Origin of the sequence: Streptomyces sp. NPDC048584 (assembly GCF_043199595.1) — a bacterium.
GTDB lineage: Bacteria > Actinomycetota > Actinomycetes > Streptomycetales > Streptomycetaceae > Streptomyces > Streptomyces edwardsiae.
Map to the genome: position 1 here is coordinate 161,967 of NZ_JBICWF010000012.1, position 17,004 is coordinate 178,970.

Annotated in this window: 15 protein-coding genes and 5 tRNA genes; 4 read left to right on the forward strand and 16 right to left on the reverse strand. The window is 70.5% G+C overall.

Going from position 1 to position 17,004, the window contains the following annotated elements; genetic code table 11:
- Positions 1-6 precede the first annotated feature (6 nt).
- From ACGFR9_RS25655 to ACGFR9_RS25665, 3 genes are all read right to left on the reverse strand, one after another.
- Positions 7-1,164, reverse strand: coding sequence for a D-alanine--D-alanine ligase family protein (locus ACGFR9_RS25655; protein ID WP_393212539.1), 1,158 nt, complete (start codon positions 1,162-1,164; stop codon positions 7-9).
- A 93-nt stretch (positions 1,165-1,257) separates the two neighbouring features.
- Positions 1,258-2,268, reverse strand: a complete 1,011-nt coding sequence (locus ACGFR9_RS25660; protein WP_393212541.1) for an NAD(P)H-dependent glycerol-3-phosphate dehydrogenase — start codon at positions 2,266-2,268, stop codon at positions 1,258-1,260.
- Positions 2,265-3,062, reverse strand: a complete 798-nt coding sequence (locus ACGFR9_RS25665; protein ID WP_393212543.1) for a lysophospholipid acyltransferase family protein — start codon at positions 3,060-3,062, stop codon at positions 2,265-2,267. Before ACGFR9_RS25665 ends, ACGFR9_RS25660 begins: the two co-directional genes overlap by 4 nt.
- 174 nt (positions 3,063-3,236) lie before the next feature.
- Between ACGFR9_RS25665 and cofC the strand changes: the two genes are divergently transcribed.
- Together cofC and ACGFR9_RS25675 are read left to right on the forward strand one after the other, a co-directional pair.
- On the forward strand, positions 3,237-3,875 hold the full coding sequence (gene cofC / locus ACGFR9_RS25670) for a 2-phospho-L-lactate guanylyltransferase (protein WP_393212545.1): 639 nt from the start codon (positions 3,237-3,239) through the stop codon (positions 3,873-3,875).
- 9 nt (positions 3,876-3,884) lie between these two features.
- A complete protein-coding gene (locus tag ACGFR9_RS25675) occupies positions 3,885-4,088 on the forward strand; it encodes a hypothetical protein (protein ID WP_393212547.1) in 204 nt (67 codons plus the stop codon).
- A gap of 104 nt (positions 4,089-4,192) precedes the next feature.
- On the opposite strand, the gene ACGFR9_RS25680 is transcribed toward ACGFR9_RS25675, so the two are convergent.
- From ACGFR9_RS25680 to leuC, 4 genes are all read right to left on the reverse strand, one after another.
- Entirely contained in the window at positions 4,193-4,825 is a 633-nt protein-coding gene (locus ACGFR9_RS25680; RefSeq protein WP_393212549.1) for an HU family DNA-binding protein, read from the reverse strand.
- Positions 4,826-4,961: 136 nt separating this feature from the next.
- On the reverse strand, positions 4,962-5,192 hold the full coding sequence (locus tag ACGFR9_RS25685; protein WP_393212551.1) for a hypothetical protein: 231 nt from the start codon (positions 5,190-5,192) through the stop codon (positions 4,962-4,964).
- 276 nt (positions 5,193-5,468) lie between these two features.
- Positions 5,469-6,062: a 3-isopropylmalate dehydratase small subunit gene (gene leuD / locus ACGFR9_RS25690; protein ID WP_393212553.1), complete on the reverse strand. Its 594-nt coding sequence runs from the start codon at positions 6,060-6,062 to the stop codon at positions 5,469-5,471.
- A gap of 6 nt (positions 6,063-6,068) precedes the next feature.
- The gene (gene leuC, locus ACGFR9_RS25695) at positions 6,069-7,496 is read right to left on the reverse strand and encodes a 3-isopropylmalate dehydratase large subunit (RefSeq protein ID WP_393212555.1); all 1,428 of its coding nucleotides are present in this window, start codon (positions 7,494-7,496) and stop codon (positions 6,069-6,071) included.
- A 195-nt stretch (positions 7,497-7,691) separates the two neighbouring features.
- Between leuC and ndgR the strand changes: the two genes are divergently transcribed.
- A complete protein-coding gene (gene ndgR, locus ACGFR9_RS25700) occupies positions 7,692-8,405 on the forward strand; it encodes an IclR family transcriptional regulator NdgR (protein WP_030216570.1) in 714 nt (237 codons plus the stop codon).
- 126 nt (positions 8,406-8,531) lie between these two features.
- Here ndgR and ACGFR9_RS25705 read toward each other — a convergent pair.
- From ACGFR9_RS25705 to ACGFR9_RS25745, 9 genes are all read right to left on the reverse strand, one after another.
- Positions 8,532-8,604 (reverse strand) — tRNA-Glu (locus tag ACGFR9_RS25705).
- 27 nt (positions 8,605-8,631) lie between these two features.
- Positions 8,632-8,703: transfer RNA gene (locus ACGFR9_RS25710), tRNA-Gln, on the reverse strand.
- A gap of 21 nt (positions 8,704-8,724) precedes the next feature.
- Positions 8,725-8,797 (reverse strand) — tRNA-Glu (locus tag ACGFR9_RS25715).
- A 62-nt stretch (positions 8,798-8,859) separates the two neighbouring features.
- Positions 8,860-8,932 (reverse strand) — tRNA-Glu (locus ACGFR9_RS25720).
- 39 nt (positions 8,933-8,971) lie between these two features.
- Positions 8,972-9,043 (reverse strand) — tRNA-Gln (locus ACGFR9_RS25725).
- 89 nt (positions 9,044-9,132) lie between these two features.
- Entirely contained in the window at positions 9,133-9,864 is a 732-nt protein-coding gene (locus tag ACGFR9_RS25730) for an HAD family hydrolase (RefSeq protein WP_393212557.1), read from the reverse strand.
- Between the two features lie 79 nt (positions 9,865-9,943).
- Complete coding sequence (gene gltX / locus ACGFR9_RS25735; RefSeq protein WP_393212559.1) at positions 9,944-11,428, reverse strand: glutamate--tRNA ligase; 1,485 nt, start codon at positions 11,426-11,428, stop codon at positions 9,944-9,946.
- The gene (locus tag ACGFR9_RS25740) at positions 11,421-12,206 is read right to left on the reverse strand and encodes a fumarylacetoacetate hydrolase family protein (protein WP_030216567.1); all 786 of its coding nucleotides are present in this window, start codon (positions 12,204-12,206) and stop codon (positions 11,421-11,423) included. Before ACGFR9_RS25740 ends, gltX begins: the two co-directional genes overlap by 8 nt.
- Positions 12,207-12,357: 151 nt before the next feature.
- The gene (locus tag ACGFR9_RS25745) at positions 12,358-12,546 is read right to left on the reverse strand and encodes a hypothetical protein (RefSeq protein ID WP_393212689.1); all 189 of its coding nucleotides are present in this window, start codon (positions 12,544-12,546) and stop codon (positions 12,358-12,360) included.
- A gap of 604 nt (positions 12,547-13,150) precedes the next feature.
- On the opposite strand from ACGFR9_RS25745, the gene ACGFR9_RS25750 reads away from it, so the two are divergent.
- Entirely contained in the window at positions 13,151-16,996 is a 3,846-nt protein-coding gene (locus ACGFR9_RS25750) for a nitrate- and nitrite sensing domain-containing protein (RefSeq protein WP_393212561.1), read from the forward strand.
- The last annotated feature ends 8 nt before the right edge of the window (positions 16,997-17,004 follow it).

Sequence of the window (17,004 nt, forward strand, 5' to 3'; positions counted from 1 at the left end):
GCTGGCTCAGCGCAGGCCGGTCGGGCGGCGCAGCGCCGCCCGCACCAGCAGGTCGACCAGCTCCGGGTAGCTCACGCCGGTGGCCTGCCACATCTGCGGGTACATCGAGATGGGCGTGAAGCCGGGCATGGTGTTGATCTCGTTGATCACGAACTCGCCGTCCTCGGTGAGGAAGAAGTCCGCGCGCACCAGCCCCTCGCAGGAGGCCGCGTCGAACGCCTCCACCGCGAGCCGCCGCACCTCGGCCGTCTCCTCGTCGGTGAGCGGCGCGGGCACCAGGCCGGGTGTGGAGTCGATGTACTTGGCCTCGAAGTCGTAGTACGCGTGCGTGTCCGGCGGCGGGATCTCGGCCGGCAACGACGCGCGCGGGCCGTCCTCGAACTCCAGCACGCCGCACTCGATCTCGCGGCCGCGCAGCGCCGCCTCGACGAGGATCTTCGGGTCGTGGCGCTGGGCCTCGGCGATGGCCTCGTCCAGGCCGGACAGGTCGTCGACCTTGGTGATGCCGATCGACGACCCCGCGCGGGCGGGCTTCACGAACAGCGGCCAGCCGTGCTCGCCGGCGAACTCGACGATCCTCTTGCGGGCCGCGGACTCGTCGTGCTGCCACTCGCGCGGCCGGATCACCAGGTACGGGCCGACCTTGAGCCCGAAGGAGGTGAACACCCGCTTCATGTACTCCTTGTCCTGGCCGACGGCCGAGGCGAGCACGCCCGAGCCCACGTAGGGGACGCCGGAGAGCTCCAGGAGGCCCTGGAGGGTGCCGTCCTCGCCGTAGGGACCGTGCAGTACCGGGAAGACCACGTCGACCTCGCCGAGCGCCTTGGGCACCGAACCCGGCTCGCTGTAGACGACTTCACGGTTGGCCGGGTCGACGGGGAGCACCACACCGCCCTCCGTCGACTCGGCGAGCTCCTCGACGCTGGGCGTGCGGCGGTCGCTGATCGCCATGCGTTCCGGTTCGTCGGCGGTGAGCGCCCAGCGGCCGTCCTGGGTGATGCCGATCGGCAGGACGTCGTACGCGGTCCGGTCGATGGCCTTGAGGACGGCGCCGGCGGTGACCACGGAGATCCCGTGTTCGGAGCTGCGCCCGCCGAACACGACGGCCACACGCGGCTTGCGGGACGGCTGCTCGGGGCTCTGGGGGAGGTTCTCGGTGCTCATATCGCGATGAGATTACCTGCCCCCGGGGCCCGGACACAGTGCCCGCAACGCCGTCGGTGGGCCGAACGGCGGGGTGGCGTCGCTCGGCGTCGCTCAGCGTCGTTCGGGCTTCGCGCTGCGCGACATCAGCTCCTTGACGGCGACCATCGGGGGCTTGCCCTCGTGCACGATGGAGACGACCGTCTCGGTGAGCGGCATGTCGACGCCGTGCCGGCGGGCCAGATCGAGCACCGACTCGCAGGACTTGACGCCCTCCGCGGTCTGCCTGGTGACCGCGATGGTCTCCTCGAGGGTCAGGCCCTTGCCGAGGTTGGTGCCGAAGGTGTGGTTGCGCGACAGCGGCGAGGAGCAGGTGGCCACCAGGTCACCCAGGCCCGCGAGCCCCGAGAAGGTCAGCGGGTCGGCGCCGAGCGCGACCCCGAGCCGGGTGGTCTCGGCGAGACCGCGGGTGATGAGCGAGCCCTTGGCGTTGTCGCCGAGCCCCATGCCGTCGGCGATGCCGACCGCCAGTCCGATCACGTTCTTCACCGCGCCGCCCAGTTCACAGCCGATGACGTCGGTGTTGGTGTACGGCCGGAAGTACCGGGTGTGGCAGGCGGTCTGGAGCCGCCGGGCGACGTCCTCGTCGGTGCAGGCGACCACGGCGGCGGCCGGCATCCGGGCGGCGATCTCCCGGGCCAGGTTGGGCCCGGTGACGACGGCGACGCGCTCGGGGCCGACCTTGGCGACGTCGTCGATCACCTCACTCATCCGCATCGCGGAGCCGAGTTCGACGCCCTTCATCAGCGACACCAGGACCGTGTTGGGCGCGAGCAGCGGCGTCCAGTCGGCGAGGTTGGCGCGCAGGGTCTGCGAGGGGACCGCGAGGACGGTGAAGTCGGCGCCGCGCGCGGCCTCGGCGGCGTCCGTGGTGGCCCGCACGTTCCCGGGGAGTTCGATCCCGGGCAGGTAGTCGGGGTTGGTGCGGGTGGAGTTGACCGCGTCGGCGAGTTCGGGGCGCCGCCCCCACAGCACGACGTCGCAGCCCGCGTCGGCGAGGACCATGCCGAAGGCCGTCCCCCACGATCCGGTGCCGAAGACGGCCGCCTTGACCGGCTCGCTCACGTGCCCAGCCCCTCTTCCCGCGCGGTGGGCCTGGTGCCCCGCACCCGCTCCTCCCGCTTCTGTGTGTGCGTCCTGCGGCCCTGCTCGATCCGTTCGCGGCGCGGGTCGTAGGGCGTCTGGGGCGCCTGCTCGCCGCGGATCTCCTCCAGGTGGCGGGTGACGGCCGCCATGATGGCCTCCGTCGCCTCCTTCAGCAGGTCCGGGGTCATCTCACGGTCGTAGAACCGGTCGAGGTCCACCGGCTCCCCGGCCAGTACGTGGTGCGTCTTGCGCGGCAGCAGGCTGGGCTTCTTCGCGTACGGCGGCAGCAGTTCGTTGGCACCCCACTGGGCGACCGGGATCACGGGGCACCTGGTCTGCAGGGCGACGCGCGCGGCACCGGTCTTGCCGGTCATGGGCCAGCCGTCGGGGTCGCGGGTGAGGGTGCCCTCGGGGTAGAAGGCGACGCACTCGCCGCGCTCCACGGCGTCGATCGCGGCCCGGAAGGCGCTGAGCGCGTCGGTGCTCTCGCGGTAGACGGGGATCTGTCCGGTGCCGCGCATCGCGGCGCCGATGAATCCCTTGTTGAAAAGACCGCTCTTCGCCAGGAATCGCGGGACGCGTCCGGTGTTGTACTGAAAGTGCGCGTAGGCGAAGGGGTCGATGTGCGAATTGTGGTTCACCGCGGTGATAAAGCCGCCCTCAGCCGGAATGTTCTCCATTCCGCGCCAGTCCCGCTTGAGCAGAACCACCAGCGGTGGTTTGCAGAGAACCGCGGCGAAGCGGTACCAGAAGCCGATTCTGCGGCGCGGCACGAGTACACCTTCCTCTTACGAATGTCAGGCCCCGGACCCGGACCCGGAGGCCGGGCGGGCCGCACAAGTGTCGCCCCGGGCCGCCGGTCTGTCGAGAACACCGTACGCCCCGGCACCCGCGGCACCCGGGGCTCCGGGTGACAATGAGCGCGACAAGAGAGGGACGTAACACTCGTGCAGTGGACCTTGGTGGTACCCCTGAAGCCGCTGGCCCGTGCCAAGAGCAGGCTCTCGGACACCGCGGACGACGGTCTGCGCCCCGGCCTCGCGCTCGCCTTCGCCCAGGACACGGTGGCAGCCGCGCTGGAGTGCCCGGCGGTACGGGGTGTGGTGGTCGTCACGGACGACGCCCTGGCCTCGCGCGAGCTGGCCGCGCTGGGCGCCCGGATCGTCCCGGACGAGCCGCGTGACGGTCTGAACGCGGCGCTCACCCACGGCGCGACGGTGGCGGGCGCCTCCCGGCACGCGGCGCGGGTGGCGGCCCTCAACGCCGATCTGCCGGCGCTCCGCACGGCGGAACTGGCCCGGGTTCTCGAGGGGGCCGCGGAATTCCCGCGCGCTTTTCTCGCCGATGCCGCCGGATTCGGCACGACTTTGCTGGCCGCGGGCCGGGGGCTGGAATTGCGCCCGTTGTTCGGCCCCGATTCCCGGGCCCGGCACCGCGCGTCCGGAGCGGTCGAACTGTGTCTCGACGGCGTGGATTCGGTACGGCAGGACGTGGACACCGGCGCCGATCTGCGGGCGGCGCTGGCGCTGGGCACGGGTCCCCACACGGCCGCCGTCGCCGCGCGGTTGCTCATCACCGAGCAGTAGGCTGCCGGTATGCACGCCACCGCGTACACCTACGACGCCGACAGCCGCAGCGGCCAGGTGCTGCTGGACGACGGCACCCCGGTGCCCTTCGACGCCCCGGCGTTCGACGCGGGCGGCCTCAGGCTGTTGCGGCCCGGTCAGCGGGTGCGCGTGGAGACCGAGGGCGAGGGCACGACCCTGCGGATCACACTGGTGACACTCCAGACCTTCTGAGCGCGCCCTTTCTGAGCGCGCGGACGCCGGCGTCCGATCCGGATCACACCGCGGGCCGGACTCCCGAGGGAGTCCGGCCCGGTGCGTGAGTACCGCTCGGCGGCCTACTTCTTGCGTGCGGTGGTCTTCTTGGCGGTGGTCTTGCGCGCGGTGGACTTCTTGGCGGGCGCCTTCTTGGCCGTCGCCTTCTTCGCGGGGGCCTTCTTGGCGGCCGTCTTCTTCGCGGCGGTGGTCTTCGCCGTCGTCGTCTTGGCGGGCGCCTTCTTGGCCGTGGTCTTCTTCGCCGCGGCCGTCTTGGTGGTGGCCTTCTTGGCCGTGGTCTTCTTCGCGGCCGTCCTGGTGGCGGCCTTCTTCGCCGTGGTCTTCTTCGCGGCGGCCTTCTTCACCGTGGCCGAAGCGCCGCCGGTCAGGCTGCCCTTGGGCGCCTTCTTGACCGAGACCTCGCCACCGCGGGGCAGCTTCTTCGAACCGCTCACCAGGTCCTTGAAACCCTGGCCGGCACGGAAGCGCGGCACGGAGGTCTTCTTGACCCGAACCCGCTCGCCCGTCTGGGGGTTACGGGCGTAGCGGGCCGGGCGGTCGACCTTCTCGAACGAACCGAAGCCGGTGACCGAGACCCGCTCCCCCGCGACGACCGCGCGGACGATGGCGTCCAGTACGTGGTCGACGGCTTCGGCGGCCTGCTGGCGGCCGCCCACCTTGTCGGCAATCGCTTCTACGAGCTGCGCCTTGTTCACGTCTTCCCCTTCGGAGACATCGCCAGAACGAATGTGTTCAAGCTTTTTCGCACGTTAGGCAGATATATACCGCAAATCAAACACGAAACGGGCTAATCACCCTTGTGCCGCAACGGACTCGGCTGTCCCGACCGGTTCAGCGTTCCTCTTCGGGCATTCGACCCTCGTCGAGGTCCTCGGTGAACCGCTCCAGACGCCTTGCCGCACCGGCGAGATCGTGTTTGGCCGCGGCCGTAATGACCAGCAGCTTCCGGGTCAGCGCCATCCGTACGCCCTCCGGGACTTGCAGTGAGCGCACTTTTGCGTGCGCTTCCTTGAGCTGGACCGCGACCGCCGCATAGAGCTGGAGTTGGCCGTCGTGTTCCATGCACAGATTGTGCCATCTGGGGCGAGTTGTCGCCTGCGCAGGGGGCAACTGCCGCCCCGGACGGCCGTCCGGGCACACGCGTCGATCACGGGCACGTGACACGTGTACCCCAACAACCACCTTCCTAACGCGGCAAGTTGGGGGCACCCAAGGCGGCGCGCGGGGCCGAACGGGTGCAGACATGCGCGTACCCCCGATCGGGGTGATCGGGGGTACGGGAGGGCGGCCGCGGTGGCCGAAAGTCGCCCTCCGATGAGGACTTCGGCCGCGGCGGGGTCAGGCGGTGAGCGTCCTCGGCTTGAACGACGGGCGCTTCGCCTCGTACGCGGCGATGTCCGCCTCGTTCCGCAGGGTGATGGAGATGTCGTCGAGCCCGTTCAGCAGCCGCCAGCGGGAGTTCTCGTCGAGCTCGAAGGAGGCGGTGATGCCCTCGGCGCGCACTTCGCGGGCCTCGAGGTCGACGGTGATCTCCGTGGCGGGGTCGGCTTCGGTGAGGTTCCACAGCGCGTCGACGGTCTGCTGGTCGAGGACGACCGTCAGCAGGCCGTTCTTCAGCGAGTTGCCGCGGAAGATGTCGGCGAAGCGGGAGGAGATCACGGCCCGGAAGCCGTAGTTCTGCAGCGCCCAGACGGCGTGCTCACGGGAGGAGCCGGTGCCGAAGTCGGGGCCGGCGACCAGTACGGTCGCGCCCTGCCGCTCGGGCTGGTTGAGGATGAAGGACGCGTCCCCCCGCCAGGCCTCGAAGAGCCCGTCCTCGAACCCGTCGCGGGTCACCTTCTTGAGCCAGTGGGCGGGGATGATCTGGTCCGTGTCGACGTTGCCGCGGCGCAGCGGGACGGCCCGGCCGGTGTGGGTGGTGAATGCTTCCATGGCTGATCAGACTCCAGCGGGCGTGCGGTCGTCGGCGGCGAGGTCGGCCGGGGAGGCCAGGTGACCGAGGACCGCGGTGGCGGCGGCGACCTGCGGGGACACCAGGTGGGTACGGCCGCCCTTGCCCTGCCGGCCCTCGAAGTTGCGGTTGGAGGTGGAGGCGGAGCGCTCACCGGGGGCGAGCTGGTCGGGGTTCATGCCCAGGCACATCGAGCAGCCCGCGTGCCGCCACTCGGCGCCCGCCTCCTTGAAGACCACGTCCAGGCCCTCGGAGACGGCCTGCAGACCCACCCGCGCGGAGCCGGGGACGACCAGCATCCGTACGCCGTCGGCGACTTTGCGGCCCTTGATGATGTCCGCGACGGCGCGCAGGTCCTCGATGCGGCCGTTGGTGCAGGACCCTACGAAGACGGTGTCCACACCGATGGAGCGCAGCGTCTGACCGGCCTCCAAGCCCATGTACTCCAGGGCCTTTTCGGCGGCGAGCCGCTCCGAGGCGTCCTCGTACGAGGCGGGGTCGGGGACGGACGACGAAAGCGGGGCGCCCTGGCCGGGGTTGGTGCCCCAGGTGACGAACGGCGACAGTTCGGCGGCCTCGATGACCACCTCGGCGTCGAACTCGGCGTCCTCGTCGGACCTGAGCGTCTTCCAGTAGGCGACGGCCGCGTCCCAGTCCTCGCCCTTGGGGGCGTGCGGGCGGCCCTCGAGGTAGGCGAAGGTCGTCTCGTCGGGGGCGATCATGCCCGCGCGGGCGCCGGCCTCGATCGACATGTTGCAGATGGTCATCCGGGCCTCCATCGAGAGCTTCTCGATGGCCTCGCCGCGGTATTCCAGGACGTAGCCCTGGCCGCCGCCGGTGCCGATCCTCGCGATGATCGCGAGGATCAGGTCCTTGGCCGTGACGCCGTCGGGCAGTTCGCCCTCGACGGTGATCGCCATGGTCCTGGGGCGGGCCATCGGCAGCGTCTGGGTGGCCAGTACGTGCTCGACCTGGGAGGTGCCGATGCCGAAGGCGAGTCCGCCGAAGGCGCCGTGCGTGGAGGTGTGGGAGTCGCCGCAGACGACGGTCATACCGGGCTGGGTGAGCCCCAGCTGCGGACCGACGACGTGGACGACGCCCTGTTCGACATCGCCCAGCGGGTGCAGCCGGACGCCGAACTCCGCGCAGTTCGCCCGCAGTGTCTCCAGCTGGACCCGGGAGACCGGGTCGGCGATGGGCTTGTCGATGTCGAGGGTGGGGGTGTTGTGGTCCTCGGTGGCGATGGTGAGGTCGAGACGCCGCACCCGGCGGCCGTTCTTGCGGAGGCCGTCGAAGGCCTGCGGGCTGGTCACCTCGTGCAGCAGGTGCAGATCGATGAAGAGGAGGTCGGGCTCGCCCTCGGCGCGCCGGACGACGTGGTCGTCCCAGACCTTCTCCGCGAGTGTCCTACCCATCGCTTTCCCTCCGGCCGGCATGGTGCGCCGGCCCAACTAGTTCTCTGGGGAGACAGCGCCCGCGCCCCTGATTCCGGGCGTCCGCCGCCATGGCCCGGTGGTCCACGGGGCCCCTTTGCTTCCGTGCTTCCAGAGTGGCGTGTTCCACGGAAAATTGAACTTGCGTTTCACAGAGTGAGACGCAAGTATCGTTGCATGGACAACAGTAGCGGCGTCGGCGTTCTGGACAAGGCGGCCCTCGTCCTGAGCGCTCTGGAGTCCGGTCCGGCCACCCTCGCGGGTCTGGTCGGTGCCACCGGACTGGCACGACCCACGGCCCACCGTCTGGCCGTGGCACTGGAACACCACCGTATGGTGGCGCGCGACATGCAGGGCCGTTTCATTCTCGGCCCGAGGCTGGCCGAACTGGCGGCCGCGGCGGGCGAGGACCGTCTGCTCGCCACGGCAGGACCGGTGCTCACGCATGTGCGCGATGTGACGGGTGAGAGCGCCCAGCTCTACCGCCGCCAGGGCGACATGCGTATCTGTGTCGCCGCGGCGGAGCGGCTTTCGGGCCTCAGGGACACGGTGCCGGTGGGTTCCACGCTCACGATGAAGGCCGGCTCCTCGGCGCAGATCCTGATGGCCTGGGAGGAGCCGGAGCGGCTGCACCGGGGCCTGCAGGGCGCCCGGTTCACGGCGACGGCCCTGTCGGGCGTACGGCGCCGGGGCTGGGCCCAGTCGATCGGCGAGCGGGAGCCGGGCGTGGCGTCCGTCTCCGCGCCGGTGCGCGGCCCGTCGAACCGTGTGGTGGCCGCCGTATCGGTCTCCGGTCCCATCGAGCGGCTGACCCGCCATCCGGGCCGGATGCACGCGCAGGCCGTCATCGACGCCGCCGCCCGCCTCTCCGAGGCGCTGCGCCGCTCCTGACCACCTTCCGCCCCGTTTCAGGGGAAAGGGCCCGCCTCAACGCCGCGGCGGGCTCTTCCTCCGGTCTCCGGACGCCGCCTCGGGAACGCCGAAGGCCCTCCACCGAAGTGGAGGGCCTTCACTGTGTACCCCCGACCGGATTCGAACCGGCGCTACCGCCTTGAGAGGGCGGCGTGCTAGGCCGCTACACAACGGGGGCGTGGATCACGCGTTGCCGCGGATCCTGCTGGTCTACCTGGACTCGAACCAAGACTAACTGAACCAGAATCAGTCGTGCTGCCAATTACACCATAGACCAATGATGGTTTAGACCAGTCAGTACCCCCGACCGGATTCGAACCGGCGCTACCGCCTTGAGAGGGCGGCGTGCTAGGCCGCTACACAACGGGGGCCCTAGCGATCCTGCATCAAAGAGAGAGGGTGCGACCCGATCTCTCCTCGCGGGAAGGATCTGTACCCCCGACCGGATTCGAACCGGCGCTACCGCCTTGAGAGGGCGGCGTGCTAGGCCGCTACACAACGGGGGCTTTGCGGATGAGATCCGCGGTGCAGATGAGCTCTGCGAGCTGGCCTACCTGGACTCGAACCAAGACTAACTGAACCAGAATCAGTCGTGCTGCCAATTACACCATAGGCCACTGGAACGCAAGCCCCTGAAGGGTTCTTGTTCTAGTTCGACGCCTGGGGTTCCGGCCTTTCGGCCCGCTCCCGCGGCGCAGGAAGAACATTACCCGAAGGTGGACGGGGCTCCAAAACGGGTATCGGCGGCGAGCAGCGCGGGAAGTTCGTCGAGGGAGGCGATACGGCGAGGCCCTTCGGGCGGTACGACGGTCGCGTGGTCACCGCCGCGGTCGATCCACACCGACAGCAGTCCGGCGTCGGCGGCGCCCCGCCCGTCGATCTCCGGGTGGTCACCGACGTACGCCACCTGGTCCGGGGGCAGCGCCAGTGCGTCGCAGGCGGCGAGGAAGGCGCCGGCCTCCGGCTTGGAGACGCCCAGTTCGGCGGCGCACAGGATGGCCTCGAAGCGGTCGTGGACACCGAGGACGCGCAGTTTGCGGTCCTGGACGTGGAGGCTGGAGTTGGAGAGCACCGCGTGGCGGTGGCTGGCGGCGAGGGCGTCGAGGACGGGCAGTACGTCCGGGAAGAGGCTCCAGGCGGACTCGTAGTACGTGACGTACCGCAGGAACCAGTCGTCGGCCTCGGTGTCCGTCATCTCACGCCGCAGGAAGACCCGGGTGCGGTCGCGCCGCTGCGTCTCGAAGTCGACCTCCCGCGCGGCGAACCGCGCCCACTGCTCCCGCGTCACCTCCCGCCACCGCTCCAGCGCCTCCTCCACGGAGCCGTACCCCGCGAGCAGCCCCTCGGCCACGAGATGCGCGCGCATGCCCTCGCGGTCGGCGGTGGTGTAGTCGAAAAGCGTGTCGTCGACGTCCCAGACAACTGCTCGGATGGCCATGGGACCGACGGTACCCGGCAACGTGAAGGGGCGGCGTCCGGACGGTTCCGGGCGCCGCCCCTCGGGGGCGTACGAAAAGCTACGCGGCGAGCCTCGTCAGGGCCGCGTCGATCCGGGCCAGGGTCTGCTCCTTGCCCAGGACCTCCAGGGACTCGAAGAGCGGAAGGCCGACCGTGCGGCCGGTGACGGCCACGCGGACCGGGGCCTGGGCCTTGCCGAGCTTGAGGCCGTGGGCCTCGCCGGCGGCCAGGACGGCCTCCTTGAGGGACTCGGGGGACGTCCAGTCCGCCGCGTCCAGCTTCTCGCGGGCCGTGCGGAGCAGGGCGTCGCTGCCCTCCTTCATGGCCTTGGTCCAGGACGCCTCGTCGAAGACCGGCTCCGGCAGGAACAGGAAGTCGACGTTGTCCGTGATCTCCGACAGCACCTTCAGGCGGGTCTGCGCGTGCGGGGCGATGGCCGCCCACTTGGCCTCGTCGAAGGCCTCCGGGGCCCAGGGTGCGAAGGGCGCCTTGAGCCAGGGTGCGCAGCGCTCGGTGAAGTCCTTCACGTCGAGCATGCGGATGTGGTCGCCGTTGATCGCCTCGCACTTCTTGAGGTCGAAGCGGGCCGGGTTGGGCTGGACGTCGGTGACGTCGAAGGCGGCGACCATCTCGTCGATGCCGAAGACGTCCTGGTCGGCGGAGAGCGACCAGCCCAGCAGGGAGAGGTAGTTGAGCAGGCCCTCGGGGAGGAAGCCGCGCTCGCGGTAGAGGTTGAGCGAGGACTGCGGGTCGCGCTTGGAGAGCTTCTTGTTGCCCTCGCCCATCACATACGGCAGGTGGCCGAAGGCGGGGGTCCCCTTGGCGATGCCCAGCTCGGTGAGCGCCTTGTAGAGGGCGATCTGGCGCGGGGTGGAGGAGAGCAGGTCCTCGCCGCGAAGGACGTGGGTGATCTCCATCAGGGCGTCGTCGACCGGGTTGACCAGCGTGTACAGCGGGGCGCCGTTGGCGCGGACGATGCCGTAGTCCGGGACGTTCTCCGGGAGGTAGGTGATCTCGCCGCGGACCAGGTCGGTGAAGGTGATCGTCTCGTCGGGCATCCGGAAGCGGACGATCGGCTCCCGGCCCTGGGCCTCGTACTCCGTGACCTGGGCGTCGGTGAGCTCGCGGCAGTGGCCGTCGTAGCCGGAGGGCCTGCCGGCGGCGCGGGCGGCCTCCCGGCGGCTGTCCAGCTCCTCCTGTGAGCAGTAGCAGCGGTAGGCGTGGCCGGCGTCGAGGAGCTTGGCGGCGACGTCCTTGTAGAGGTCCATGCGCTGCGACTGGCGGTACGGCGCGTGCGGGCCGCCGATCTCGGGGCCCTCGTCCCAGTCGAAGCCGAGCCAGCGCATCGAGTCCAGCAGCTGGTCGTACGACTCCTCGGAGTCGCGGGCCGCGTCGGTGTCCTCGATACGGAAGACCAGGGTGCCGCCGTGGTGCTTGGCGAACGCCCAGTTGAAGAGGGCGGTGCGGACCAGGCCCACATGGGGGTTACCGGTGGGCGACGGGCAGAAACGGACGCGTACGGGAGTGCCGGATGCGCTAGCCACGCTTGACAACCTTGTTGGTGAGAGTGCCGATGCCTTCGATGGTGACGGCGACCTCGTCGCCGACGTTGAGGGGGCCGACCCCTGCCGGGGTGCCCGTGAGGATGACGTCGCCCGGGAGCAGGGTCATGGCCTCGGAGATGTTGACGATCAGATCCTCGATGGGGTGGATCATCTCGCTGGTGCGGCCGAGCTGGCGCTGGGCGCCGTTGACCGTGAGCTGGACGGTCAGATCGCCGGCGGCGGCGAGGTCGATGTCCGTCTCCACCCAGGGGCCGAGGGGGCAGGAGGTGTCGAAGCCCTTGGCCCTGGCCCACTGCTTCTCGCGCTTCTGGACGTCGCGCGCGGTGATGTCGTTGGCGCAGGTGTAGCCGAAGATCACGTCCTTGACGCGGGCGCGCGGGACCTCGCGGCACATCCGGCCGATCACCACGGCCAGCTCGGCCTCGTGGTGCACCTCCTGGGAGAAGGAGGGGTACTGGATCTCGTCGCCGGGGCCGATCACCGAGGTGGAGGGCTTGAAGAAGGCGAACGGGGCGTCGGGCACCTCGTTGCCGAGTTCCCTGGCGTGTTCGGCGTAGTTGCGGCCGAAGGCGATCACCTTGCTGGGGAGTACCGGGGGCAGCAGCCTGACCTTGCTCACCGGGACCTTGGTGCCGGAGAGCTCGAAGTCCGCGAACGGGATGCCCTTGATGATGTCCAGGACGAGTTCGTCCTGCTTCTCGCCCTCGACCGCGCCGAAGGCGACGTTCCCGTCGATGGAGAATCTGGCGATGCGCACGGGATGCTTGTCCCCTTGAACGAGCGGCTGACGTCTGACGCCCCAGGCTAACGCGACCACTCGGCGCGCCCCGCGCAAGCACAAGGGGCGTCCCCGTTGCCGTGGGGACGCCCCTTGAGTGTTTCGCGGCCGGTGCGCGTATGGACCGGTGTCACTTCGCGGCGGTGGCCGCGACCGGGATCTCCATCAGGATGGTGCGCTTGGGGTTGGCAGTCTGGGCCGGGAGTTCGACGGTGTGCTCCAGCTGGACCGGCGTCCGCGGCGCGTCGGCGCCTTCGAGGTGCGCCAGCGTGGTGCGCCGGGGGTTCGCGATCTTGTGGAACATCGTCGTCGTCTTCACTGTTTACGTGACCCTGTTCTGTGGAGGGGCGCCCAAAGAGGGTCAAGGACCCCCACAAGGGCGCGGGTTGTCGGTTTTGCCATCCCTGTAAAGCGTCAGGCTAAACATGTGATTCCCCGGCGACCTCGGCCGAAGGGCTTGATCGGGTGTGAGTTTCCTCACGAGTCGTGGGACAAATCGGCCTTAACGGACCGGGTCCCGAGGTGACGGAAACGGACATTCACCCCCTGAAGCCCTTATTCCGCTCCTGATCATGGCGACTGGGACACGGGGGCCGCCCCTCCGGTTCGCGGCTATACGTCCCCTATTGACGAGATCACTTTCTACCCCCGGTGACTCGCCACTCACGCCGTGTCACCTATCTCACGGGTAGGGCCTCGGGCCTTGTTGGAGATCCTGCACTGTGCTGGAATTCCACGGACCGCCGCTGGATCGAGCCGGCGCACAGGGGGCGCACAGACGCGCCGAGCGGCGGTTGAGAAGGGGGAACCAGCGCCGGTCACTCACGACCACCACGGGGACGTTTTCAGGGCGCCCCTATGACGCCGACACCGTGCCTCGCCGTTCACGCGGAGGGGTGCCTGGTTCAGAGGTTGCGACGCTAGTGCAGGGACGTTTCAAGAGGGATGGCAGCGCTTCGGCGGAGCCGGAGCCGCAGGGCGGGACTGGCCCCAAGGCCGTCAGCTCCTCGCCCCAGCACGCCCAGGGCCAGGGCCCGACCGCGGCCGGGAACGGCGGTGAGGGCGCCGGCGCGCCGAACCCCGAGCCGGCCGGCCCCAAGGCGGGACCGTCCGGTCCGGGGTCGCGCGTAGCCCTGCGGAACTGGCGGATCTCGACCCGTCTGGTGTCGCTGCTCGCCCTGCCGGTGGTCGCGGCCACCTCGCTCGGTGGACTGCGTATCAGCCAGTCGATGGACGACATCCAGCAGCTCGACAACATGAAGCTGCTCACCGACATGACCAAGCAGGCCACCGAACTGGCCCACGCGCTCCAGGAGGAGCGCGACCAGTCGGCCGGCCCGCTGGCACACGGCGGCAAGGCCACCGACTTCTCGGTCAAGGGCTTCCGCGACAAGACCGACCGCGCGCGCAACGTCTTCATCGACAGCTCCGAGGAGATCGACGAGGCCAGCAAGGACGGCAACCTCAAGGGCGTCCGCGACAACCTCGTGCAGCTCGCCGGCGACCTCGGCGAGCTCGAGAAGATCCGCAACACGGCCTTCGCGTCGGAGCGGAACTCCAGCCAGACCGTCGACGGCTACCACCGTCTGATCGTGAACCTGATCGACCTCTCGCAGGACATGGCGGAGGCGACCAGCAACCCGGACATGATCCAGCGCACGCGTGCGCTGGCGTCCTTCTCCGCCGCCAAGGAGTACGCGTCGATCCAGCGCGCGGTCCTCGCCGCGGCGCTGCCCGCCAGCAACACCACCAAGGGCGAACTCGCCGAGAACGACCGGCTGTACGCCGAGTCGGCACTGGCGAGCCAGAAGTCCGAGCTCCGCAGCTTCAAGAGCATCTACGGCGACGTCGACGCCACCGCGCTGCTGCAGCCGATCGAGGACGGCAACAGCACGATCAAGGCCACCGACGAGTACGCCGGGCGTGCCCTGGCCTCGGAGTTCGGCCTCGCCTCGGTGGGCGAGCGCTCCTACCGTGACTGGCTGGACGACAGCGGCACCAAGATCCAGCAGATGAAGAACATCGAGCTCACGCTGCTCGAGGACATGGAACAGAAGGCCCGTGAGCTGCGCAGCGCCACCGAGCGCGACGCGATCATCGCCGGTGTGCTGATCCTCCTCGTCCTCGGTGTGTCGCTCGTCGGCGCCTTCGTCGTGGCCCGCTCCATGATCCGCTCGCTGCGCCGGCTGGAGGACACGGCCACCAAGGTCGCCCAGGAACGTCTGCCCGAGCTGGTCAAGCAGCTCTCCGAGTCCGACCCCCAGGACGTCGACACCTCCGTGGAGTCGGTCGGTGTGCACTCCCGGGACGAGATCGGCAAGGTGGCCGCGGCCTTCGACGACGTGCACCGCGAGGCGGTCCGCCTCGCCGCCGAGCAGGCCCTGCTGCGGGGCAACGTCAACGCGATGTTCACCAACCTCTCGCGCCGCTCCCAGGGCCTCATCCAGCGTCAGCTCTCGCTCATCTCCGAACTGGAGTCCCGCGAGGCCGACCCGGACCAGCTGTCCTCGCTGTTCAAGCTCGACCACCTCGCCACGCGTATGCGCCGTAACGGTGAGAACCTCCTCGTCCTCGCGGGTGAGGAGCCCGGCCGCCGGTGGACCCGACCGGTCCCGCTGGTCGACGTGCTCCGCGCCGCCGCCTCCGAGGTGGAGCAGTACGAGCGCATCGAACTGGCCTCGGTGCCGAGCACCGAAGTGGCCGGTCGTGTGGTCAACGACCTCGTGCACCTGCTCGCCGAGCTGCTGGAGAACGCGACATCGTTCTCCTCGCCGCAGACCAAGGTGAAGGTCACCGGTCACGCGCTCCCCGACGGCCGGGTGCTGATCGAGATCCACGACACCGGCATCGGTCTGTCGCCGGAGGACCTGGCGGCGATCAACGAGCGGCTCGCCTCGCCGCCCACCGTGGACGTCTCCGTCTCCCGCCGCATGGGTCTGTTCGTGGTCGGCCGTCTGTCGCAGCGCCACGGCATCCGTATCCAGCTCCGCCCGTCCGACTCCGGTGGTACGACCGCGCTGGTCATGCTGCCCGTCGATGTCGCCCAGGGCGGCAAGAAGCCCCAGGGCAAGCCCGGTCAGCCGGGTGCGGGCGGCGGTGGCCCCGCCGCCGCGCAGGCCGCCGCGGGTGCCGCGGCCGCGCGGCGCGCCGCGGGTGCCGGCCAGCCCTCCGGTGGTGCTCTCGGTGCCGGTGCTCCCGGCGGTGGCCGGCTGGCCGCCGGCCAGGGTCCGCGTGCCGCGCTGCCCCCGCGCGACGGCGCGGGCCGGCCCGACGGGGCCCGGGGGCCGCAGGGCCAGCCGGGCAACGCCACGCCTTCGCTGTTCGACCGCGGTGCCCCCGGCGGCGCTCCGCAGGGCCGTCCGGCTCCGGCCGGCGCGGGTGCCGGCTTCGGTGGCCAGATGCCCGGTGCCCCGCAGGGGATGCAGGCTTCGGGTCCGGGCGGACAGCAGCAGAACCAGGACGCCTTCGGCGGCGGTCGTGGCCAGGTGCCCCCGCAGCGCGGGGGCGGCAAGCCCGAGCGCTCCCGTCGTCCGCAGCTGCCGCCGCGCGGTGGCGCGCGTCCGGAGCTGCCCGGCGGTGACCAGCAGCAGCCCCGGCCCAGCTGGAGCGACGAGAACGCCCAGCCGCCGGTGCCGCGTGCCTCGCTGGACGCCCCGCGCGGCCACGAGGAGCCGGACGTCGCCCGGACGTCGGCCATGCCCCGGTTCGACGACCGGCAGGGCCCCGGCGCGACGGCGGAGATCCCCCGGTTCGACGAGCGGCAGAACCCGGGCGCCTACGGCGGTCCCGGTGCCGACGCCCCGCAGAACACCGGCCAGTACGCCCAGCCGGGCGCGGGCGGCGTCCAGAACCCGGGCCAGTACACTCCGCCCGGTGCGAACGGTGCCCAGAACACGGGTCAGTTCGTCCGCGGCGACATCTTCGGCGCCCCACAGGGCCGTCCGGGCGGGCAGAACCCGGCCGGGCCGGGTCAGTTCCAGGCCCCGCAAGGCACGGGTCAGTTCCCGGCCCCGCAGGGCACGGGTCAGTTCCCGGCCCCGCAGCAGGGCTACGGCAACGGCTCCACCGGCCAGTTCCCGATGCCGGCCCAGGACAACGGTGCCACGGGCCAGTTCGAGCGTCCGCAGGTGAACGGCGCGCACGGAGCCGGACACGGCGCCCCGCGTCCGCCGGCCCCGCAGCAGCGGCCCGCCCACCAGGAGCCGCAGCAGGGCTACGGCGGTGCCGCACCGCGGCACGACGACCGCGCGCTGTCCGACGCCTGGGCGCTGCCCCCGGCGTCAGGTCCCGGTGACGGCCGTACGCCGCTGTACGACACGCTGGAGACCAACTGGTTCCACGGTGGCGGCGGGCAGGAGCAGGGCAATGGCTCGACTCCGGCGCCGCAGCAGCCCCAGCAAGCCCCACAGCAGTCCCCGCAGTCTCAGCACCCCCAGCAGCAGCCGCAGGGCCCCACCGGCCCTCAGCGGTCCGCAGCCACCTGGCGCAGCTCGCCCAACGACGAGCTGGTCCGGCAGGCCGAACGCGTCCGACAGCCGGCCGCGGGCGGCGTCACCACGTCCGGCCTGCCGCGCCGGGTGCCCAAGGCGAACCTCGTCCCGGGTACGGCTCAGCAGCAACAGCACCAGAGCGGTCCTCAGGTCTCGCGCGCCCCCGATGACGTGCGCGGCCGGCTGACCAATCTCCGTCGGGGTATCGCACAGGGTCGTCAGGCCGGTACCACCCAGACCGGCAGCTTCCCGAACCCCACTCACCAGCAGGAGCGTTAGTTGAGCCC

What these genes read in the sequence shown, in the direction of transcription:
- ACGFR9_RS25675 (WP_393212547.1), top strand. Translation starts at nt 3,885, where the DNA reads ATGCACGCCACCGCGTACACCTACGACGCCGACAGCCGCAGCGGCCAG.
- ACGFR9_RS25685 (WP_393212551.1), bottom strand. Translation starts at nt 5,192, where the DNA reads ATGGAACACGACGGCCAACTCCAGCTCTATGCGGCGGTCGCGGTCCAG.
- leuD (WP_393212553.1), bottom strand. Translation starts at nt 6,062, where the DNA reads ATGGAAGCATTCACCACCCACACCGGCCGGGCCGTCCCGCTGCGCCGC.
- leuC (WP_393212555.1), bottom strand. Translation starts at nt 7,496, where the DNA reads ATGGGTAGGACACTCGCGGAGAAGGTCTGGGACGACCACGTCGTCCGG.
- ndgR (WP_030216570.1), top strand. Translation starts at nt 7,692, where the DNA reads ATGGACAACAGTAGCGGCGTCGGCGTTCTGGACAAGGCGGCCCTCGTC.
- ACGFR9_RS25655 (WP_393212539.1), bottom strand. Translation starts at nt 1,164, where the DNA reads ATGAGCACCGAGAACCTCCCCCAGAGCCCCGAGCAGCCGTCCCGCAAG.
- ACGFR9_RS25730 (WP_393212557.1), bottom strand. Translation starts at nt 9,864, where the DNA reads ATGGCCATCCGAGCAGTTGTCTGGGACGTCGACGACACGCTTTTCGAC.